Annotated in this window: 17 protein-coding genes; 7 read left to right on the top strand and 10 right to left on the bottom strand. The window is 69.5% G+C overall.

Translation table 11 applies throughout. The features are described 5' to 3' along the window. Window positions 1-320: 320 nt before the first annotated feature. Window positions 321-2,138: an arabinofuranosyltransferase gene (locus ACRYCC_RS02310; RefSeq protein WP_433808144.1), complete on the top strand. Its 1,818-nt coding sequence runs from the start codon at window positions 321-323 to the stop codon at window positions 2,136-2,138. A gap of 42 nt (window positions 2,139-2,180) precedes the next feature. On the opposite strand, the gene ACRYCC_RS02305 is transcribed toward ACRYCC_RS02310, so the two are convergent. Together ACRYCC_RS02305 and ACRYCC_RS02300 are read right to left on the bottom strand one after the other, a co-directional pair. After that, window positions 2,181-2,666 (bottom strand): Uma2 family endonuclease, encoded by a 486-nt coding sequence (locus ACRYCC_RS02305; RefSeq protein WP_433808142.1) that lies wholly within the window; start codon window positions 2,664-2,666, stop codon window positions 2,181-2,183. Then, entirely contained in the window at window positions 2,666-3,415 is a 750-nt protein-coding gene (locus ACRYCC_RS02300; protein WP_433808140.1) for an ATP-binding protein, read from the bottom strand. The genes ACRYCC_RS02305 and ACRYCC_RS02300 overlap by 1 nt, the downstream gene beginning before the upstream one ends. Before the next feature lie 113 nt (window positions 3,416-3,528). Here ACRYCC_RS02300 and ACRYCC_RS02295 point away from each other — a divergent pair, with 113 nt between their 5' ends. Genes ACRYCC_RS02295 through ACRYCC_RS02285 form a run of 3 tightly spaced genes read left to right on the top strand, consistent with a single transcriptional unit; the run spans window position 3,529 to window position 4,759 of the window. Next, window positions 3,529-3,885 (top strand): helix-turn-helix domain-containing protein, encoded by a 357-nt coding sequence (locus ACRYCC_RS02295; protein WP_433808138.1) that lies wholly within the window; start codon window positions 3,529-3,531, stop codon window positions 3,883-3,885. Then, window positions 3,786-4,409: a DUF5753 domain-containing protein gene (locus ACRYCC_RS02290; protein WP_433808136.1), complete on the top strand. Its 624-nt coding sequence runs from the start codon at window positions 3,786-3,788 to the stop codon at window positions 4,407-4,409. Before ACRYCC_RS02295 ends, ACRYCC_RS02290 begins: the two co-directional genes overlap by 100 nt. 17 nt (window positions 4,410-4,426) lie before the next feature. After that, window positions 4,427-4,759 (top strand): DUF397 domain-containing protein, encoded by a 333-nt coding sequence (locus ACRYCC_RS02285; RefSeq protein ID WP_433808134.1) that lies wholly within the window; start codon window positions 4,427-4,429, stop codon window positions 4,757-4,759. Window positions 4,760-5,104: 345 nt separating this feature from the next. On the opposite strand, the gene ACRYCC_RS02280 is transcribed toward ACRYCC_RS02285, so the two are convergent. From ACRYCC_RS02280 to ACRYCC_RS02270, 3 genes are read right to left on the bottom strand one after another with little or no spacing between them, the layout of a single operon-like run. After that, a complete protein-coding gene (locus ACRYCC_RS02280; protein WP_433808132.1) occupies window positions 5,105-6,526 on the bottom strand; it encodes a pyridoxal-dependent decarboxylase in 1,422 nt (473 codons plus the stop codon). After that, window positions 6,523-7,302, bottom strand: coding sequence for an alpha/beta fold hydrolase (locus tag ACRYCC_RS02275; protein WP_433808130.1), 780 nt, complete (start codon window positions 7,300-7,302; stop codon window positions 6,523-6,525). The genes ACRYCC_RS02280 and ACRYCC_RS02275 overlap by 4 nt, the downstream gene beginning before the upstream one ends. After that, a complete protein-coding gene (locus ACRYCC_RS02270) occupies window positions 7,299-10,259 on the bottom strand; it encodes an amino acid adenylation domain-containing protein (protein WP_433808128.1) in 2,961 nt (986 codons plus the stop codon). The genes ACRYCC_RS02275 and ACRYCC_RS02270 overlap by 4 nt, the downstream gene beginning before the upstream one ends. A 775-nt stretch (window positions 10,260-11,034) precedes the next feature. On the opposite strand from ACRYCC_RS02270, the gene ACRYCC_RS02265 reads away from it, so the two are divergent. After that, window positions 11,035-11,268 (top strand): hypothetical protein, encoded by a 234-nt coding sequence (locus ACRYCC_RS02265; protein ID WP_433808126.1) that lies wholly within the window; start codon window positions 11,035-11,037, stop codon window positions 11,266-11,268. Window positions 11,269-11,405: 137 nt separating this feature from the next. On the opposite strand, the gene ACRYCC_RS02260 is transcribed toward ACRYCC_RS02265, so the two are convergent. The 4 genes from ACRYCC_RS02260 to wecB form a co-directional block, all read right to left on the bottom strand. Beyond that, entirely contained in the window at window positions 11,406-12,149 is a 744-nt protein-coding gene (locus tag ACRYCC_RS02260) for a polyprenol monophosphomannose synthase (RefSeq protein WP_433808124.1), read from the bottom strand. Window positions 12,150-12,364: 215 nt separating this feature from the next. Beyond that, window positions 12,365-14,578, bottom strand: coding sequence for a glycosyltransferase (locus ACRYCC_RS02255; RefSeq protein ID WP_433808122.1), 2,214 nt, complete (start codon window positions 14,576-14,578; stop codon window positions 12,365-12,367). 47 nt (window positions 14,579-14,625) lie between these two features. After that, window positions 14,626-15,321 (bottom strand): hypothetical protein, encoded by a 696-nt coding sequence (locus tag ACRYCC_RS02250; RefSeq protein WP_433808120.1) that lies wholly within the window; start codon window positions 15,319-15,321, stop codon window positions 14,626-14,628. Further along, on the bottom strand, window positions 15,314-16,423 hold the full coding sequence (gene wecB / locus ACRYCC_RS02245; RefSeq protein WP_433808118.1) for a non-hydrolyzing UDP-N-acetylglucosamine 2-epimerase: 1,110 nt from the start codon (window positions 16,421-16,423) through the stop codon (window positions 15,314-15,316). The genes ACRYCC_RS02250 and wecB overlap by 8 nt, the downstream gene beginning before the upstream one ends. A 24-nt stretch (window positions 16,424-16,447) precedes the next feature. Here wecB and ACRYCC_RS02240 point away from each other — a divergent pair, with 24 nt between their 5' ends. After that, window positions 16,448-18,118, top strand: coding sequence for a glycosyltransferase family 4 protein (locus ACRYCC_RS02240; protein ID WP_433808116.1), 1,671 nt, complete (start codon window positions 16,448-16,450; stop codon window positions 18,116-18,118). A gap of 67 nt (window positions 18,119-18,185) precedes the next feature. Then, on the top strand, window positions 18,186-19,460 hold the full coding sequence (locus ACRYCC_RS02235) for a nucleotide sugar dehydrogenase (protein ID WP_433808114.1): 1,275 nt from the start codon (window positions 18,186-18,188) through the stop codon (window positions 19,458-19,460). Between the two features lie 46 nt (window positions 19,461-19,506). Here ACRYCC_RS02235 and ACRYCC_RS02230 read toward each other — a convergent pair whose 3' ends face one another. Further along, window positions 19,507-19,629 carry a hypothetical protein gene (locus tag ACRYCC_RS02230; RefSeq protein WP_433808112.1) on the bottom strand — a complete coding sequence of 41 codons (123 nt, stop codon included), beginning with the start codon at window positions 19,627-19,629 and terminating at the stop codon, window positions 19,507-19,509. Window positions 19,630-19,638 lie beyond the last annotated feature (9 nt).

The following is a 19,638-nucleotide window of genomic DNA, read 5'->3' as shown; positions in this document are numbered from 1 at the left end:
ATCCGTACGTGTCGAATTCGTCCAGACGTAGCGTACGGAATCCACCGGGGCGGCGCTCCACAGGCTGCCCAATTCGTCTACTGAGTTGATGTTTTAGGTAGATGTAGTGAACGCTGTACCTTCCGCCGGGTTCGGTCACCGGCACAGGGGGAGCAGGACCGAGCGATTGGGACCAGATGACGGCGACCGATGCCGATACCCAGAGTCAGCCGGAACGGGACGTACAACCCGCAGACGATCAAGGACGTGACGGCTCACGCCGCCGTCCCCTCATCCTCAGGCTGCTGTGCGCGCCGGGGACCGTTGCGCTCCTCACCTGGGTGGTCGTCGGGCCGATCGCCGCGTGGGTCCCGGCGAGACTCGACCTGAACCCGTTCCTGCAGGCCGGCGCGGACAAGCCACTGGTCATCGGCGGGCTGATGCTGGCCGTGGTCGGCGTGCTGTGCCGCTGGCAGCGGGGTCCGGTGGTCGCCGGCCTGGCCGCGGGGCTCTACGCGTCCTTCCTGGTGCTGGTGCTGCGGTCGGCCTGGGAGGGCACGCCGTTCCCCGCCGAGGGCGTGTTCGGCGACACCGGGCGGCTGGCCGCCATGGCCACCCGCTACACGATCACCTCCGCCAGCAGCGACGGCATCGTCGCCGGGGTGCCCTCGGAGTACCCGCCGCTGTATCCCTGGCTGATCGGCAAGGCCGCGGTCCACCTGCACACCGAGGCCTGGCGGCTGCTGGCGCCCGCGGCGATCATCGCCGTCTCGGGAGCGGTCGTGGCCGGCTTCGCGCTCTGGACCCGGCTCACCTCGGCCGGCCCCGCACTGGCGATCACCGTGCTCGTCTCGATCATCTTCAGCGACCCGACCAAGCCGTACGAGATCCTCGCCCTCGCGGTCGTCGTGCCCTGGCTGCTCCTGACGTTCGGCGATCGCAACCGCCTGCCCTGGCCGGTCGCCGGGGTCATCGGCGGCCTGATGTTCCTGGTGTACTTCGGCTACCTGGTCTACGCGGGCCTGGGCATCGTCGCGCTCGCCTGGTCGGCGTGGCGCGCGTCCACCGCCCGCCTCCGCTACGTGCTGTACCTGCTCGCCATCATGCTGATCATGCTGGTCATGGCCTCCTGGTTCCTGTTCCCCTACGGCTCGGCGATGCTGGACGGTGGTCAGCAGCTCGGCGACAAGTACGAGTCCAGCCTGATCTCCGCCAACCCGTTCCCCTTCCTGGAGTTCAGCCTGCTGGGGCTGGTCCAGCTGGCCGGCGTGGTGGGCCTGCTGTGCCTGCGCCGCTCGGTCTGGTGGGGCACGCCGCTGCTCGCCCTCGTGGTGGGGACGTACGGCTACTACCTGATCAGCCTGCTCCGCTACACGACGTCCGGGCACAGCGGCCTGCTGTACTACACCCGGCCGCTGATCTCGTCCTGTCTCCTCGCCGCCGCCGTGCTCACCGTGGCGCACATCGGCCAGGAACTGCTCGGACGGCTGGACCTGTCCGCCCCCTCGGGCAGCGGGGCCATCGCCCTGTCCATCGTGCTCGTCTTCGCCGGATACCACTACTGGCACGCCAACATGCCCGTCAACCGCTGGTCGGCGCTCCGGGAGGGCGGGGGCCAGCCGATGCTCGACACCGGCTCGGCCCTGTCGAACCGCAAGGCGGCGCACGCCCACAACCAGTCGCTCCCCGACGGCGAACGTCCGAGGTACGCCATCGCCGCGGCCAAGGCGGGAGACTGGTCCTACTTCCCCGCCGAGCCCATCCGGATGGCCGTCGAAGGCGTCCTCGGCCCGGGCGCACGGCCCCGCACGCTCTCCTACGACGACCAGCTCTTCGCCTTCTACCCGTGGCCCGGCTACATCGGCGTCGACCGCAACGCCTCCGGCGCCCCGGCCCGGTGGGACGACCGCTTCGCCGAACTGCGCAAGCTCGCCGGCACCACCGACCCGGCGGCGTTCGCGCAGGCGTCCAAGCACACGCCCTTCGGCGCCATCGACGTCTTCATCCTGCACCGCAGCCGCGGCGACCTGGTCTGGCAACCGCTCCGCCGGCCACAGGAGGTGCGTTTCACCCGCGAGCAGTTCGACCCGGCGAACTTCGTCACCATCGAGCCCCTCCAGAGCAACACCGTCGTAGTGATCCGCCTCCCCGGCCGCTGACGGGGCCGTGGGTCACCGGGCGGTACGGTGCTCGTCGTCGTGTCAGCGGGGCCCGTCGTCCCAGGGCTCCCATCCCTCGGTCGAGATCTCGAAGCCGAACGGCTCGGGGAGCGTGATGGTCTTGCCGAAAGCCCAGCTCGCAGACTTCGTGTAGGTACCCTCGCGCTGATCCGGATCAGTGAACAGCGTCGCCCGCGCCTGGGATGGCGCACGGTCGACCAGCAGGTAGTAGGGGATGTCCAGGTGCGCGTAGCCGCTCCACTTGGTGCCGTAAGTCCGCGTGGGGCCCGGCTCCCGGTCATCGGCGGCATTGGAACAGGAGGTCACCTCCACAACGAGGTCGACCTGGTGCGCCATGACGTACTTGGCCTTGAGACGGCCGATCTCAGCATCGATCTCGCGGTCGCTCGGACCTGGCGACACGACGATCTCTGCTCCGACGACCTCGACCCTGGTGCCGTCTTTGGGGAGATGGAGGTACTCGGCCAGCTCACCGCGAACCCACATGGCGTACGGGGTGTCCGGCATCAGACGCTCCGCCGCAGCTCTTCGAAGCGGCCCACGAGGCGTTCGACGAGGGCGGCGAGATCGTCCACCGGATGTACGGCGGGGGCGGTCTGGCCGTGCCGCCAGCGGAACCGCCCGTCCCGGCACCAGACCGTCAGGCCGTACGGGAGGGAGACCACCGACATGTCCCACCGATGGGACAGATAGACGGGCGCGACTCCACGACTCTGAAGGCGGGCGCGGAGCGTACGCCCGGCCTGCGCGGAGTCGAGCGGACGCCGGGACCACTGGGCCGGCATGTGCGGCGACTCCAGCCCGAACCAGACGAGCTTGCCCGGGACCGCTGTCCCCAGCCGCGAGCGGGTCACCTGGACGCCCCACCTGCCGCCGGACAGTTCGTGCACGATGGCCAGACCCCTGCCGGAGGTGGCGCAGAGATCGTGCTCGGACGCTTCGGTTGCCGGGAGCCTCGCCACGGGTGAGCCGTCGAAGACCCCGCAGACGAGCTCACCGCCCACAAGGTGTGGATAGAGCCACAGCTCATGCGGACCGTACTGCCCGGCGTGCCGATAGGCGTTGGTCGACAACTCGCTCGCGATGACCTCGGCGTCCCGGATCCGCTCTAACGGCAGTCGTACGGCGGCGAGTTTGTCCGCGACCAACGTCCGGGCCAGCCCCGCACAGGTCGCGTCACGCGGCAGCGCCCAGCTCCACCCGAGCTCACCACCCGACCCTGGCCAGGATAAGGGTTCGTTGCAGTTGGGGGACATGCTCGCACCTCTCTGCACCGCTGGGCTTTGCCGGACCTTCCGCCGCAAGTCCTTTGGAACTTTCACTGAGATTCCGACTACCGCTTTGGCCCATTTCAGGAGGCTGATCACATATGCCGCCACGGCGACGCAGACACGTGCCTACTGTCCCCAGCCAACGCCTGACCGAAGAACTCCGACGTCTACGAGAGAGCGCCGACCTGACCAACGACCAGGCCGTGGCCGCACTCCAGGAACAAGGCGATGGCCGCTGGTCAGCGGCGAAGCTCTCCCGGATCGAGAACGACAAGCAGCACGTAACGCTCCCCGATCTTCGCCGGATGCTCGACGTATACGGCGTGAAGATTCCCAGCGCGAGGCTCTGGAGACGTTGGCTCGTGGCGCCGGGGAGGACGAGTGGTGGCATCGCTACCGCGATCTGCCCGAGTGGTTCCAGATCTTTCTCAGCCTCGAAGACGCCGCGCTCGTAGAACGCCTCTACGACACCCACCTGGTTCCCGGCCTGCTCCAGGTCCCGTCCTACACCGAAGCCGTGATGCGGTCCGGACGACCCATGCTTCCCCGACGTGAGATGCAGCGTCGCCTTGAAGTGCGCATGAAACGGCAAGATCTGCTCGACAAGGCCGATGCGCTGGAGCTGTGGGCCATCATCGATGAATCGGTTCTCCACCGGGTCGTCGGTGACCGAGCCGTCATGGTGGAGCAACTGACCCACCTGCTCACCGCCATCCAGCGGCCCAACGTCACCCTGCAGATCCTGCCGTTCACCGCCGGAGCGAATCCAGCCGTGGGACGGCCCTTCGCGGTCATGGAGTTCGCGGCCTCGGCCGATCCCGTCGTCTACGTCGAGGTCACTGCGGGTGGCCTCTATCTACGCAAGCCAGACGACATCAGCATGTATAGGCTGATTTATGAGCACCTACAGGTATCGGCTCTACCCGAGTCGGCTTCAGCCGAGCTGATCACCAGGGCGCTGCAAAACCACTCCTCCTGACGCAAGGAAACCGCGACATGACGAACGTGGATCTTTCCCGCGCCCAGTGGCACAAGTCCTCCCACAGCACCGTCAACGGCGAGTGCGTCGAGGCCGCAGCGATGATCCTCATCCGCAACAGCAACGACCCGGCCGGCCCCACCATCGCCTGCACCCCCGAGGACTGGCGCACGTTCCTCGGCCAGGTCCGCACCTCCGACTATGACACCGCCGGCCCCTTCACCATCACCCACCGAGCCGACCGGAGCGTGTCAATCCGATACCTCACCGGCACCGAGATCACCTACACCGCCGCCGAATGGCAGGCCTTCGAGCAGGGCGTACGCACCAGCGACTTCACCCTGCTGTGACAACCGATAGTCAATTCAGCCCCGAGCCGTCATGCGCAGGAGCGGGCGGATGGTGGTGTTCTCGGGTTGCTTTGCCGTGACCACTCTGGCGCGGCCTCTACACGGTCTGGCGCCCAGATGGCCGGGGCCGCGTATCGGTGGTCAGGGCAAATCAACGAGAGAAGGTCACCCGGACCGGAGGTGAGGCATGCTGCGGTGAGCTTGCCGCAGCCGTGCGCCTCGGGCCGCCGCCGGTGGATGACGGACCCGCAGGCCGGAACCGAAACGTCGAGGTCCTGCTCCGGCCCCGGCGGAAGCCCGCGATGTACGCCGCGCCCAGCCCGTACCTGCTCGCACGGGAAACGGCTATTCCCGGCTCCCGGGATGGACGGCCGCTTCGCGGAGCAGGTTCCAGACCTGCTCGACGTGGCGCCTTTCGGTGTGCTCCTGGCCGACCGACAGGCGCAGCACCATCCGGTCGTCGAGCTTCGCGTGCGTGAGAAACGCCCGCCCGGAGGCGTTGATGGTGTCGAGGACATGCTGGGTCGCGGCATCGCCCGCCACGTGGCGGAAGCACACCAGACTGAGCGGTGTCGGGGCGGCCAGGGTGAACTCCTCGGACTCCTCGACCTGGGTGGCGAACCATCGCGCCAGTTCGATATGGCGTCGTACCATCGCGCGCAGTCCTTCGGCGCCGTAACTGCGCAGCACGAACCACAGTTTCAGGGCCCGGAACCGTCTGCCGAGCGGAATCTGCCAGTCGCGGTAGTCGATGACGGCGCCGGACTCCGTGGCGTAGTTGCGCAGATATTCGGGGACGATGCTGAGCGCGTTGATCAGCGCACGCCGGTCGGCGACGTAGAAACAGTCACAGTCGAAGTTGGTGAGCAGCCACTTGTGGGGGTTGAAGCAGTAGCTGTCGGCATGGGCGAGACCGGCCTGCATGTCACGGAATTCGGGGCAGATCGCGGCGCTACCGGCCATGGCGGCATCGACGTGAAGCCACACACCGTACTTCTCGCAGATCGCAGCGATCTTCGCGACCGGGTCGATCGCGGTGGAGGCCGTGGTGCCGATGGTGGCCACCGCGAAGCAGGGGGTGCGGCCTGCGGCGATGTCGGCCTCGATGGCTTCGGCGAGCGCGTCCGGGTCCATGGCGAGGGTGTCGTCGGTGGCGACCATGCGCAGGTTGTCGGCGCCGAGCCCGGCGATGCGCACGGCCTTCGGCACCGAGCTGTGTGCCTGATCGGTGGTGTAGGCGATCAGCGGGGCCCGCGTCCCCGACCGGTTGCTCTCGCCGCCGGTGGACCTCTCCCGTGCCGCGATGAGCGCGCACAGCACCGCGCTGGAGGCGCTGTCCTGGATGACCCCGCCACCGGCTCCGTCCGAGCGGAAGCCGGGCGGCAGCCCGAGCAGGTCGACGATCCAGTCAAGGACGTGGGTCTCCAACTCGGTGCACGCCGGGCTGGTGAGCCACATCATCCCCTGAACGCCCAGGCCGGCGGACAGGAGCTCCCCGAGAATCGAGGGCCCGGAGGCGTTGGCCGGAAAGTAGGCGAAGAAGTTCGGTGACTGCCAGTGGGTGATTCCGGGCATGAGGATCCGATCGACATCGGCGAGGATGTCGGCGAACGGTTCGCTCTGTTCCGGGGCCTTCTCGGGCAGCTGATCCCGTACCCATCCCGGCTTCACCTCCGTCAGCACGGGATACCGCTCGACCTCGGCCATGTAGTCGGCCAGCCAGTCGATGAGGCGATGGCCCTCCCTACGGAACTCTTCGGGTTTCACGAACGCACCTCCGAGGGCGTTTCTGCGATGAGCCGTTCGACGGCGGTCAGCAGGCCGGCGAAGAGGGCCGGATGGGTCACATGGCCGGGATGGCCGACTCCGTCAAGCTCCTCGTATCGGCCGTTCTGGACCAGGTCGGCGAGGTGAGCGGCTACACGTTTGTGGTGTGGCAGGCTCTCCGACCCCGCGGCGACGATCACCGCTGGGACGATGTCCAGGGGGTCGAACCCGGGCGGTTCCTCACCGAGTTGCCGCATTTCGGTGCTGAGCAATCGTCCTTCACCTCGTCGTTTGTCGCGGATCCGTTGTGGAAGGCGTTCCCAGTCGGCATCGCCGAGGAGTTCACGCATGAGTGCTTCGGCGGCCGCTTCGGGCTCGTGTCCCTCATCGAGGACGATCCGCTCCCAAGGTGCCCGCTCCGGCCACCACGGGAGCCAGGGAACGGGTGGCTCGTAGGCGACGACGCCTCGGACTCGTCCCGGGACCCGCGCGGCCGCGGCGAGTGCCAGTGTGCCGCCATAGCTGTGGCCTACAAGGATCGCTGGACTTTCGGGCAGCAAGGACAGCAGGTCCTCGAGGTGCTGCTCCGGGGAGGCGACGCCCAGCTCCGCGGAGCGCCCCCACCCACGGCGGTCGTAGGTGGTGACATCCCAGGCGGCCAGCCGGTCCAGGAGCCGGCGAAAGCCGGAACTCTCATCGAGAGTACCGTGTACGAGCAGAACCGGGCCGTGGGACTCTTCCCGTGCCGCCCTGGTCCGCGTGTCCGGGGAGTTCACTGCCGCCCCGCCTTCAGCAGCACCAGCTCGGCGATCCCCTCCGGGGTCGGAGTGGCGATCACCTCATCGACTTCGAGCACTGCCAGGTGTTCGTCCTCGATCGCGGTGAGGAACTCCGCGAAGGTGAGGGAGTCACCCCCCAGCAGAAAGAAGTCAGAGTCGGTGCGAACCCGGCGCTGGGGCAGTGTGAGGCAACCGGCGAACAGCCGCGCGATCTGCCAGACCAGCCGGGTCCGCCGCTTCGGATCAGGCGGAACGACCGGCGAGGATGCAGGCGGGCCGACCGGCAAGGATATGCGCGAAAAGCGCTGGACCGGTCTGGGCGGCTCCGCGTGCACGACCGGTACGGTGACTCCGTCGGCGTCGCCGAGGAGCAGTTTGCCGGTGACGGAGAGCGCAGGCGCGTCGGTCAGGGTGAACACGGCGGGAATCATGCCGCTGTGCAGTTTGCCGCTCAGGTGCTCGCGGACCTTCTTTTCGTCGAAGGCCCCGTCGGCACTGACGACGGTGGCGACCAGCCGATCCCCTTCGATGCGGACCGACGCGTTGCTTATCCCAGGTGCGGCACTGAGCACCCGCTCGACCTCGCCGAGCTCGATGCGCTGCCCCCTTATCTTGACCTGCCGGTCGGCTCGCCCGACGAACTCGAGGCTGCCGTCCTCGCGCCACCGGCACAGATCTCCGGTGGCGTACATGAGCCGGCCGGGCGGCGTGCCGAGCGGGTCAGGGCGGAACCGCTGTCGGGTCAGGTCGATCTGGCGGACATAACGCCCGACGCCGACACCCCCGATCCATAGTTCCCCCACGACGCCGGTTCCGGCCGGTCGTCCCTCCGGTGTGAGCACGTAGGCCTGCTTGTTGATGATCGGCCGGCCGATGGGCGGTTCGCCCTCGCCGGGTTCACACTCGTGCCAGGTACTCCAAACGGTCGCCTCCGCCGGCCCGTACAGATTGAGGACGCGCCGGCGTGGTGCGGCGAGCCGGTCGACGAGCTCGGCGGTGCACACCTCGCCCGCGGTGGCCGCGATGCGCAGTTTCAGCAGGTCACCGGTGGTGATCGTGCGCCAGGCGGAGGGCGTGAGAGCGGCGACCGTGATGGCCTCGTCGCGGAGTATCCGGTGCAGGGCGGAACCCACGCAGACCTGCGCGCTGGGCGCCAGCACCAGCCGGACTCCGGCGGTGAGGGCGAGTACGACGTCGAACGGCCAGCCGTCGAAGTTCGGTGAGAACCACTGCAGCACCCGATCATCAGGCGTCAGGCGGAAGATCTGCCGCTGGGCGACCTGCAGGTTGATGAGTCCCTCGTGGTCGATGGAGATCGCTTTGGGCCGCCCGGTGGAGCCGCTGGTGAAGACCGTGTACGCGGTGTCTCCGCGGCGAACCCCGGAGATGATCGGGGCCGGGCGCTCAGCGGCGGCGAGCTCGTCAAGGGTGACGGTGACGATGGGGACGCCGTCGGCGAGCCCGCCGGCCTTCGCTGCCAGCTGCGGCTGCACGCAGAGTATCCCGGCGTCGACCTCCGCCAGCATGGTGCGCAGCCGCTCCGGCGGACAGACGGTGTCGGCGGTGAGGAACGCCGCTCCGGCTCGTCCGACGGCGAGCGCGGCGACCAGCGCCTCGGGGCAGCGATCCATGACGATCGCCACGGTGACGCCCGGCTCCACGCCGAGATCCTGGAGCCGGGCGGCGAGAACGTCGGCGGCCCGGTCGAGCTGCGCGTAGCTGACTTGGAGCGTTCCGGCCTGCACGGCGACACGGTCCGGCGAGTGTCGGGCGTGTCCGGCGACGGCCTGCATCCATGGCCGTTCGCCGTCGAGCGAGACCGGGTTGTCGTTGCGCCCGCGAAGAATCTCCAGCTCGTCCGGTCCGACCTGGCCGACCTGGCCGCGGGCGGACACCGGCGCGGCTTGCGGTACGGCCAGCGATGCGGCCTGCGGTGCACCGAGGTCGATCATCACCCGCTCGGGGCACCTGGTGTTGGCGTGCGGGCCCCAGCTGATGGCGTCGGGCTCCGGGGCGACCTCGAAACGGGCGTACCTGTCGAGGAACGCGGCGATGGCGATCCGGGCGACCTGCTCGGCGTCCACCGCGCCGATGCAGTGGTGCCGACCTGCACCGAACCCCATATGGCGGCCTTCGGCACGCGTGATGTCGAACTGGTCGGGGTCACGGTAACGTCGCGGATCAAGGTTCGCGGCGCCGAGCAGGATCACGACGGACTGCCCCGGCTCGATCCGCCGGCCGGCCAGTTCGACGGGTTCGACGGCCTTGCGCGCAACATACTGACTGGACCCCTCCAAACGCATGATCTCGTCTACGGCGAAGTCGATGCGCTCGGGCTCGGCGCGCAGTGCCGCGAGCTGGTCCGGATGGCGGCTGAGCAACACGATCCCCATGGCGATGAGCTGGGTGAGCGTCTGGTATCCGCCGCCGAGCAGGACGAGACAGTTGGCCGCCACCTTGTCGAGGGCGCTGTCGAGCTCCGCTCCCGCCAGTGGGAGGGGGGCGAGCGCGTTGGCCAGCACGGTGATCAAGTCCTCGGACCGCGTGCCGCGCCGCCGCAGGGCTTCGGCACGAAGCGCGGCCAGGCATTCGAGGAGCGTTGAAACGACGGCACGATCGCGCACGTGCGGCAGGGTGGTGAGGCTGCCGAGCAGGGTCTCGTAGGCCGACGCCCAGGCGGCGACCGCACCGATGCGATCCGAGAGCCCGAGTCGTTCGGCGATGAGCAGGATGGGCAGCGGGCCGGCGAAGCCGGTGACGATGTCGACCGGGCCATGCGCGGGGAGCGTGTCGAGCAGGCCGAGAGTGATACGGCGGACGGTCGCCTCATGTTGAGCGAGCGCCGGCCTCGCGAATGAGCTCTTGAGGTGGTTCCGTATCGCCGCATGATCGCCTTGATCGAGGAACAGCATTTGCAGCGACAGCAGCTCGGCGATCCTGCTCACGTCGTTCATGCCCCGTTCACGGAGACTTTCCGCTTCGGGCAACCGCATGGATCGAAATCGTTTCTGGTCTGACAGGATCAGCGAGCACTCCGCGAACCCACTGCAGACCCAGACCTTTCCCACCTCGTCCCAGAACAGTGGTCCGAGCTCCCATACGGCATTTCGATAAATAGACGGATCAGCAACCACTTCGGGGCTTGACAAGCGATGAACCCCATGCCGCTGGCGCTGATAAACGGAGCTTGAAGGCGTTATGCCCACCATGAACTACCTCTGACGATCCCAAGTAAGTCAACACCGGTACGGCTGCGCCATCGCCTCGATGCCCGCTCCGGTACGGATCCGGTTCTCCGTGCTGCGCTTCTGTGGCTCAACGCACTCAGTCGCGCCACTTGCGTAACTTTGTCCCCTGGCATCTTATTTGCCAGATGATCATCCCACATAGCGTTCGAACGGCGCAAGACAGTCATCGCCTACTTCACCGGAATTACCACGACCAATCAACAGCCGATCCACGCGCCACGATCCGTCCAGGCTCGATCTTTTCGTGCGTAGGGTTGACCGCCAGTGACCGAACCCGACCGAACCCGATCTTGTCTCCGTCAGGTGGTCGTGATGCGGCGTCCGGTTGCGGAGAGCGGGCGTGGACGTTCGGATCTCCGGCGCGAGGTCACCCAGGCCGGGAAGTCGTGGGTGCCGCCCCGGTGGCCGGCGAGCAATTGCCAACGGGCCTGCCCTGTGGACGGTACTCGGCAGCAAGTATCTACAAACGGAGGAGAAGGCCATGCAACTACGTGACGAACTCACCGTACTGGCCATAGGCGGCCTGATCGTCCTGGGGTCGCAGGCGGGATACCACTTGATCGAATACGTGGATCCCCTCAAGGTGTCCATCGCTGTCACCCTCAACCTGCTGATCCTGGTGCCGTACTACCTGCGGTCGCGGGTCGGGGCCAGGCGGTCGCTTCGTCCCAGGCTCCGCGGCCGGCACATCAAGCGCGGCGCCGGCGCCGAGTAGGAACGTGCGGCCCCTGGGCTGCGCGAAGCAAGATTGCGTGCCGCCGGCTTTCAGCGGCACGTTTTGCTGTTCCTGCTACGGATCAGGCGGCGAACGCACAAGGGTGTTCGTCCGCAGGGCAGGAGGCCGTACGGGGCCTACCGGCCGCGGAGGCGGTTGAGGCGGCCCTCGACGCCCCAGACGGTGACCCGCCACATGGCCTCGGCCACGATGGACTGGCTCATCTTGCTGGTGCCGAGCACCCGCTCCACGAAGGTGATCGGCACCTCCACCACCCGCAGGCCCTGCCGGACGGCGCGCAGTGCCAGGTCGATCTGGAAGCAGTAACCCCGCGAGTCGACCCGGTCGAGCCCGATCTTCTCCAGCGTGGTCGCGCGGAACGCCCGGTAGCCGCCGGTGGCGTCGTGCAGCGGGACGCCCAGCATGAGCTTCACGTAGGTGTTGCCGCCCCGGGAGAGCACCTCGCGCGACTTCGGCCAGTTGACCACCTGACCGCCGGGCACGTAGCGGGCGCCGATCACCAGGTCCGCGTCCTGGAGGGCGTCCAGCAGCAGGGGAAGTTCCTCCGGCTGATGCGACCCGTCGGCGTCCATCTCGACCAGGACGTCGAAGCCCTGCTCCAGCCCCCAGCGGAAGCCCGCGATGTACGCGGCGCCGAGCCCGTCCTTGACGGTCCGGTGCAGCACCTTGACCTGCGAGTCGGCGGCGGCCAGCCCGTCGGCCAGCTCTCCGGTGCCGTCCGGGCTGTTGTCGTCGACGACCAGGACGTTAGCCTCCGGCACCGCGGCCCGCACCCGGCCGACGATCAACTCGAGGTTCTCCCGCTCGTTGAACGTCGGGATCACCACCAGCACCCGGCCGACATCGCCTGAGGTCTCCACCGGTCCAGCCCCCTCGTTTCGCTCCTTCTGGCGATCGTAAAGCGCCCCCGGCGGGGCCGGTGACGCGCTGCGAAGCGCCCATGGTGATCCGTAGGAGCGTACGCGAGAAACATCCCGAACACGGTCACCACAGGGCATCAGCTGACAGAAGGCGAACTCCCCCTGTCAGCATCCCCATTCGGACCAGCGGGCGGCGCGGGCACCGGCGGCCGGAGTCAGCCGGCGGAGACGGGAATGTGACCTCCTGCCAGCAGGTCCGTCCACTGCCTGCACACGTCGTCGAGGGCGTACGCGGCGCGTACCTCGGCGTGTGCCGCCGCCCGGTCCTCGTCCCAGCGGCCCTCGCGTACGGTCTCGGCGATCGCCGCGGCCATGGTGGCGGGTCCCTGGTGGATCCAGCGCCGGTCGTAGATGGTGTCCGCACCCGGCCAGCCGAGCAGCGCGGGCACCGCACCGGAGGCCATGCCCTCGGCGGGCGCCAGGTGGAAGCTCTCGTCGTCGCTGGTGGACAGCACCCAGCCGATCCTTCTCAGCCAGGCCGCCACGTCCCGGCCGTAGGCGTCGAAGACCACGGCCCCGGCCAGCAGCGGCGAGCGGCGGATCCGGCGGAAGACCTCCTCGAAATGGGCTCGCTCGTCGGGCCTGTCCCAGATCCACCAGTAGTCCCACGGCAGCTTGGACTTGACGAACAGGGTGTAGCGCGGGTCCTCCCGGCGCAGCGTCTCCAGGACGTCCAGTGCCAGGTCGAGGCGCTTCCGCGACGGCGCGATGCCGATCATGCCCAGGTGGAACTGCGCGCCGTCGAGCTTGGGCCGGTCGAGCTGGTCGACGTCGACCCAGTTCGGCACGGTGACGATCTTGTCCTCCGGCCAGCCGGTGAGCTTACGGGTCAGCTCCGCGTAGTGCGGGCTGACGCAGATCACCTGGTCGACGGCGTCGATGTTCAGCTTGGAGGGCCAGGCCGCGTACAGCTCGAAGCGGTGCAACCGGACGACCAGCCGCTGGCCGGGCCGCTTGTGCGCGGCGAACCACAGGGCGTTGGGCCCGCACCACTCGCAGACGATCACATCGGCCCAGTCGACCAGTTCCTGGCTGCGCTCCGGGTCGTGGACCTTCAGTGCGGCCCAGTGGTCGACCCGGACGTCGAGGTCGGGCCGGGACTTGAGGTAGTCCAGCAGCGCGGTGAAGAACTTCAGGTCGTGCCCGGCGACCCCCACCCGCAACGGCCGCTTGGGACCGCCGGCCCCGGCAGATCGCATGACCTCGTCGGAGGGGGCGGGGAAGGCCTGGGCGAGATAGCGGGTCAGCCTGCCCGCGGCGGCCTCCAGGCTGTAGCCGGCGGCCGCGGCCCGGCAGCGCTCGCGGGCCAGCGCGTAGACCTCCGGCTCCGTCGCCGCCCGAGCGAGCACGTCGACGACGTCGGTCTCGGTCGCGGCGAACAGCGGGTAGTCCGCGCCGAGCAGCCCCTCGTGCATGGGGGTGCGGTTGAGCACCACGGGCACCCCGAGCGTGCCGCATTCGAGGACCTTGGTGGACAGCTCCAGGCTGGCGTCGAGCTCCGGATCCCGCCAGGACAGCCCGATGTCGCAGCCCGCGGTCAGCCGCATGGCCTCCGCGCGGGGATGCCCGCCATGCCAGACGACCCCCCGTCCCGACTCCAGGGCGGCGCGCATCCGCTTGCCGTAGCCGGGGTCGGCGGGGTCCTCATGGATCTTGTCGCCGATCATGTGCAGCTCGGCGTCGATCCCGCGCGCCTGCAGCAGCCGGGGCAGCGCGGCCATCTCGTAGGTGTTCCACCGCGGCGCGAACTTGCCGGTGTAGACCAGCCGCAGCGCACGGCCGGCCGGCGGGGTGTGGTCCCGCGGGCGCAGCTCGTCCGGAAGCGCCACCACCGGCGGGAACAGCACGCACTTGCCCGCGGTCGCGGAGACCGCGCTCTCCAGGAAGGAGCGCAGCTCCTCGGTCTGGCAGAGCAGGAACCGCGACGACCTGGCGATCCGGGTGAGCTCCCCGCGTGCCTGGCCGGTCATCTCGGCGGCCGACTGCGGCATGTCGGTGAGGTAGGTCCACAGCCGTCCCTTGAGCGGGCTCTCCGCGAGCTTGCCCGCCAGCCGCTTGCCGCGGACCACGACGAGGTCGTACGGCTGCGCCGCGTCCAGCTCGGTGAGCACCCGCACCGCCTCCTTGGGCGGCATGCTGCGGCTCGGGTCCGCGACCATCGACGGCTGGTCGTGCGGCCGGAACACGGTGACGCCGGGGATGCCCGCCAGCGGGTCGACCAGCCGGCCTGTCCGCACCGGCGCCTTGAGCACGAGCGTCACCGAGCAGCCGGCCCGGGCGAGGGCCTGCACCACCCCCTGAGCCCAGATCGCGGAGCCGTCGATCAGGTTGAGGTCGACGTCGCCGTATACGAGGGCGCGTAGTCGCACGTACTTGCCTTTCTGAGGGGATGAGGGGCCGCGAGTTATGAGGGAGGTCAGACGGTGATGGCGAGCCGCCCGGCCAGCTCGGCGAGATCGCCGGCCGGCGAGGGGCCCGGCGTCACGGTGGCGTCCCAGCCGAGCCGGGTGAGGGTGGCGGGGGGCGCCGCACCCCACAGCACCAGCGGCAGGTTCCGTACGGTGGCCACGTCGCGCACGTCGAGCAGGGTGCGCTCCCGGTCGTACACCCCGGGCACCCCGAGGTAGGCCCACGGCCCGCCCGGAGCGCCCGCCGCGGCATCGACGATCACCAGGTCCACGTCGGCGGCGTCGAGCACCAGTGCGGCGTCGTGCGGGAACAGCCGGATCACCCGGGCGTGCGGGGCCAGCGCAGCGGCGGTCTCCGCGCCGAAGATGCCCGCGACGACCAGTCCCTCGTACGGATCGACGATGAGCAGCCGGTCCTCGATGCGGTCGAGCCCCTCCATGCGGGGGCGTTCCCGCAGCGGCCCGGAGGCCTGGGCGGCGTTGCGCTTCTTCCACAGCCCGTACAGCTGCTTGGGCAGCCGTACGGCGCCCCGCGCCTTCTTCCGGCCCGCCCCGGCGACGAGCTTGCCGACCTGGTAGGTCGTCGATCCCTCCAGCGCCGCGAGCCGCGTCTCGAGCTCGTACAGCCGCTCGTCGCGTTCCCGCAGCGCCCGGCGCAGCCGGGCCACCTGCCGGCCGGCGCGCGCCGAACTCTTCTCACTCACTCATCCACCTCGTGATCACTTCTGCGATGCGGGGACCCGCCTGGCCGTCCCAGAGCGGCGGGGTCCGGTGTGGCACGTCCTTCGCCGGGGACGCGGCGTCGATTTCGAGCACCTTCCGGGCCGCGGGCGCCAGCTCGTCGAAGGTGACCAGCCGGTTGGTGCCGTGCGTGATCGTGATCGGCCGCTCGGTGTTGGGCCGTACGGTCAGGCAGGGCACGCCGAGGATGGTCGTCTCCTCCTGGAGCCCGCCCGAGTCGGTCACCACCGCGGCGGCGCCCCGGACCGCCGCGAGGAAGTCGATGTAGCCCAGCGGCTCGAGGATGTGCACGCCGGAGTGGTCGTCCAGGCCCGCGCCCAGCAGCACCTGCCGGCCGCGCGGGTGCAGCGGGATGACCAGGTCGGCGAGGTCGGCGACCTCGTGCAGCCGGCGGACCAGCGCGGCGGCGGTCTCGGGCGAGTCGACGTTGGCCGGCCGGTGCATGGTGGCCAGCACGTAACGGTCCGGCAGGCCGTAGGTCTCCCGGACGGCGGCGGTGTCGAACTGCTCGAGGTTCTTCAGCAGAGTGTCGATCATCGGGTTGCCGACGAAGTGCACCCGGTCCACCGAGACGCCCTCGTTGGCCAGATGGCCGATCGCCTCCGGGCTGGTGACGAAGCACAGGTCGGAGAGCTGGTCGGTGAGGCGGCGGTTGACCTCCTCGGGCATGGTCAGGTCGAAGCTGCGCAGCCCGGCCTCCACATGGGCGACCGGGATGCGCAGCTTGGCCGCGACCAGGGCGGCGGCGATCGTCGAGTTCACGTCGCCGTACACGATGACCAGGCCAGGTGAACGCTCAGTGAACTCCCGCTCGAGGCCGACCATGAGCGCGGCGGTCTGCGCCGCGTGGCTGCCCGAGCCCACCCCCAGGTTGACGTCCGGTTCGGGCAGGCCCAGGTCACGGAAGAAGATCTCCGACATGCGCTCGTCATAGTGCTGGCCGGTGTGGATGACCGTCTGCTCGGTGCCCTGGAGGGCATCGATCACCGGGGCCGCCTTGACGAAGTTGGGCCGGGCGCCCAGGACATGGGCAATGGGGGCGAACATTATTTCCTCTCTGTTCATCAGGGGTGTCTACGCTCGGCCGCCGTGTTGAGAACACTGGGACAACGGGCCAAACTGATCGTCTTTCTGTCCGGTCTGAGCTGGCGGCAGCTGCGCGACGATCCGCTGCGGGCGCTGCGGCTGGCGGTGCGGGTGCTGCTGCGGGTGACCCCCGCGCGGCTGGTCCCCGCCCGGCTGCGGACCCGGCTGTCCGCCGTCGCCGTGCCGCGCCCGCGTGACCCGGAGCGCGAGGCCCGCGATCTTCAGGCCCTCCTCGACGGCGGCCCGGAGACGGGTCGTGCTCAGAACGCATTGCCGTGGCCACCCATACGCGGCCGGCGGACCGGCGGCAGCGCCGAGGTGGTCACGGCAAATAAGCCCGGGACCACACCCCCGCCCGGCACGGGGAGCGCGACGGGCGACCCGGCGGCCGTCCTGCAGTTCGTGACCAACGCCCTCCCGCGGACCAACGCCGGCTACACCGTGCGCACCCACAAGATCGCACTCGCCCAGCGGGAGCTGGGGCTGGCGCCGCAGGTCGTCACCCGGCTGGGCTATCCGATGGCCCAGGGCATCGCCGACGTCCGGCCGCGGGTCGAGGTGGACGGGATCGCCTACCACCGGCTGCTGCCCTGGCTGCCGCCGCGCGATCCGGCCGCCGCGGTCGCGAAGGGCGCGGATCTGGCCGGCCCGCTGGTCGAGCGGGTACGGCCCGCCGTGCTGCACGCGGTCAGCAACCACCTGAACGCCGCCGTGGCACTGGAGCTGGGCCGCCGGCACGGGCTGCCGGTCGTGTACGAGGTGCGCGGCTTCCTGGAGGACTCCTGGCTGTCCCGTGATCCTGCGCACACACCCGAGGCCGCCTTCTACCGGCTCACCCGGGAGCTGGAGACCCGGTGCATGCGCGACGCGGACGCGATCGTCACCCTCGGCGCCGCCATGCGCGCGGAGATCGCCGAACGCGGCATCGACCCGGCCAAGATCTTCGAAGTGCCGAACGCGGTCGACGAGGAGTTCCTGCGCCCCCTCCCGGACGCCACCGGCCTGCGGCGGGAGCTCGGCATCGAGGCGACGGAGTTCGTCGTCGGCCTGACGTCGTCGTTCTACGGCTACGAGGGCATCGACACCCTCATCGACGCGACCGCGCTGCTGCGGGACCAGGGCACGCCGGTCGTCCTGCTGCTCGTCGGCGACGGCCCGGAACGCGGCGCGCTGGAGGACCGGGCCGCCCGGCACGGCCTGCTCGCCCGCCCGCCCGGCACCGGCGGCGCGGGGGACGGCGGACGGCCGGGCGCCGCCCGGGTCCTGTTCACCGGCCGGGTGCCGATGTCGTCCATCCGTCAGTTCCACGCCGTCCTCGATGTGTTCGCCGTCCCCCGCCGGGCGGACCGGGTCTGCCAGTTGGTCACCCCGTTGAAACCGGTGGAGGCGATGGCCGGGGGAATCCCAGTAATAGCAAGTGATGTCAAAGCACTCCGCGAAATAGTGGAACCTGGCGTGACCGGCACGTTAACTCTTCCCGAAGAGCCGGAAGCATGGGCGATTTCGCTCCGAGAGCTGATTTACAGTCCCGAACGACGCCAAAAAATCGGACAGGCTGCCCAGGAATGGGTCAGGGCGGAACGCACCTGGCGTGCGGTGACCGCCCGCTACGAGGACGCCTACCGATGGGCGCGGACCGGCTCCGCCCGGAACCCGCGCGACGGCGTCGGCTGACCGGGACGCACCGCCCCACCCCCGGCCGGCCACCTCTCCGGGGCATCGTTTCGAAGGGAGCCACCGCGTGGATCTGGTGGTCATCGGGCTCGGCTATGTCGGGCTCCCGCTCGTCCGGGAGGCCTGCCGGGCCGGGTTGCGCGTCGGCGGCCTGGATCGCGACCCCCGGGTCGTGGCCGGTCTCACGGCGGGGCTCTCACACATCGACGACGTCTCCCCGGACGAGGTCGCGCAGATGCTGGAGGCCGGGTTCACGCCCAGCACGGACGAGTCGATCATGGACGGTGCGCGCACCGTGGTGATCTGCGTGCCGACCCCGCTCTCCGAGGACGGCGGCCCGGACCTCACCGCGGTCCGCGGCGCGACCGAGGCCGTCGCGCGGCACCTGGCCCCGGGCATGCTCGTGGTGCTGGAGTCGACGACGTACCCGGGCACCACCGACGAGGTCGTCAAGCCGCTGCTGGAGAAGTCCGGGCTGGTGGCCGGCGAGGAGTTCCACCTGGCGTTCTCCCCCGAGCGCATCGACCCCGGCAACCCGGTCTACGGCGTGCACAACACCCCGAAGATCGTGGGGGGTCTCACCCCGGCCTGCGCCTCGCTGGCGGCGGCCTTCTACGGCAAGTTCGTCGAGCGGGTCGTGCAGGCCAAGGGCACCCGCGAGGCGGAGATGGCCAAGCTCCTGGAGAACACCTACCGGCACGTCAACATCGCGCTGGTCAACGAGATGGCGGTGTTCTGCCACGAGCTCGGCATCGACCTGTGGGACGCGATCGAGTGCGCGGCGACCAAGCCCTTCGGCTTCCAGGCGTTCCGCCCCGGCCCCGGCGTCGGCGGCCACTGCATCCCGATCGACCCGAACTACCTGTCGTACAAGGTGCGGTCCCTGGGCTACCCGTTCCGGTTCGTGGAACTGGCCCAGGAGATCAACGACCGGATGCCGCGGTACGTGGCGGAGCGCGTCCAGCAGCTGCTCAACCGGGAGGGCCGCGCGGTCAGGGGCGCCAAGGTGCTCCTCCTCGGCGTGACCTACAAGGCCGACATCGCCGACCAGCGCGAGTCGCCGGCCCGGCCGGTGGCGCGGCGGCTGCTGCGGATGGGCGCCGAGCTGAGCTTCCACGACCCGTACGTGGACTCCTGGCAGGTGGACGGCGCGGACGTGCCGAGCGCCGGAGCCGATCTCGCGGCCGCGCTCGCCGCCGCCGACCTGGCGATCGTGCTGGCCGACCACACCGCGTACGACCCCGCGACGCTGACCGGGCACGCGCGGCTGCTCTTCGACACCCGCGGCCGCACCCGTGACCATGCCGGCGCTCGCTCCGGCCCGGCCGTCGAACTGTTGTGAGATGGCCATCTTGAATTCACCTGCAATTTCCATGACGCCACCAGAGTCACCAAAGGTGGTTTTTCGAGGAGAGCGGCGAATGCGGGTTTGCGTGTGCACGGTGGTGCACCATCCCGAGGATGCTCGAATTCTGCATCGGCAGATTCGTGCCCTTCTCGATGCCGGTCATGAGGTCACC

The sequence above is a fragment of the Actinomadura scrupuli genome (assembly GCF_050971785.1).
GTDB lineage: Bacteria > Actinomycetota > Actinomycetes > Streptosporangiales > Streptosporangiaceae > Actinomadura_E > Actinomadura_E scrupuli.
This window is presented reverse-complemented; position numbering and strand designations above follow the sequence as displayed.

Excerpts from the sequence above, each read along its gene's own strand:
- ACRYCC_RS02270 (WP_433808128.1), bottom strand. The coding sequence starts at position 10,259 with ATGAACGACGTGAGCAGGATCGCCGAGCTGCTGTCGCTGCAAATGCTG.
- wecB (WP_433808118.1), bottom strand. The coding sequence starts at position 16,423 with ATGAACAGAGAGGAAATAATGTTCGCCCCCATTGCCCATGTCCTGGGC.
- ACRYCC_RS02295 (WP_433808138.1), top strand. The coding sequence starts at position 3,529 with ATGCCGCCACGGCGACGCAGACACGTGCCTACTGTCCCCAGCCAACGC.
- ACRYCC_RS02300 (WP_433808140.1), bottom strand. The coding sequence starts at position 3,415 with ATGTCCCCCAACTGCAACGAACCCTTATCCTGGCCAGGGTCGGGTGGT.
- ACRYCC_RS02265 (WP_433808126.1), top strand. The coding sequence starts at position 11,035 with ATGCAACTACGTGACGAACTCACCGTACTGGCCATAGGCGGCCTGATC.
- ACRYCC_RS02230 (WP_433808112.1), bottom strand. The coding sequence starts at position 19,629 with ATGACCGGCATCGAGAAGGGCACGAATCTGCCGATGCAGAATTCGAGC.
- ACRYCC_RS02305 (WP_433808142.1), bottom strand. The coding sequence starts at position 2,666 with ATGCCGGACACCCCGTACGCCATGTGGGTTCGCGGTGAGCTGGCCGAG.
- ACRYCC_RS02285 (WP_433808134.1), top strand. The coding sequence starts at position 4,427 with ATGACGAACGTGGATCTTTCCCGCGCCCAGTGGCACAAGTCCTCCCAC.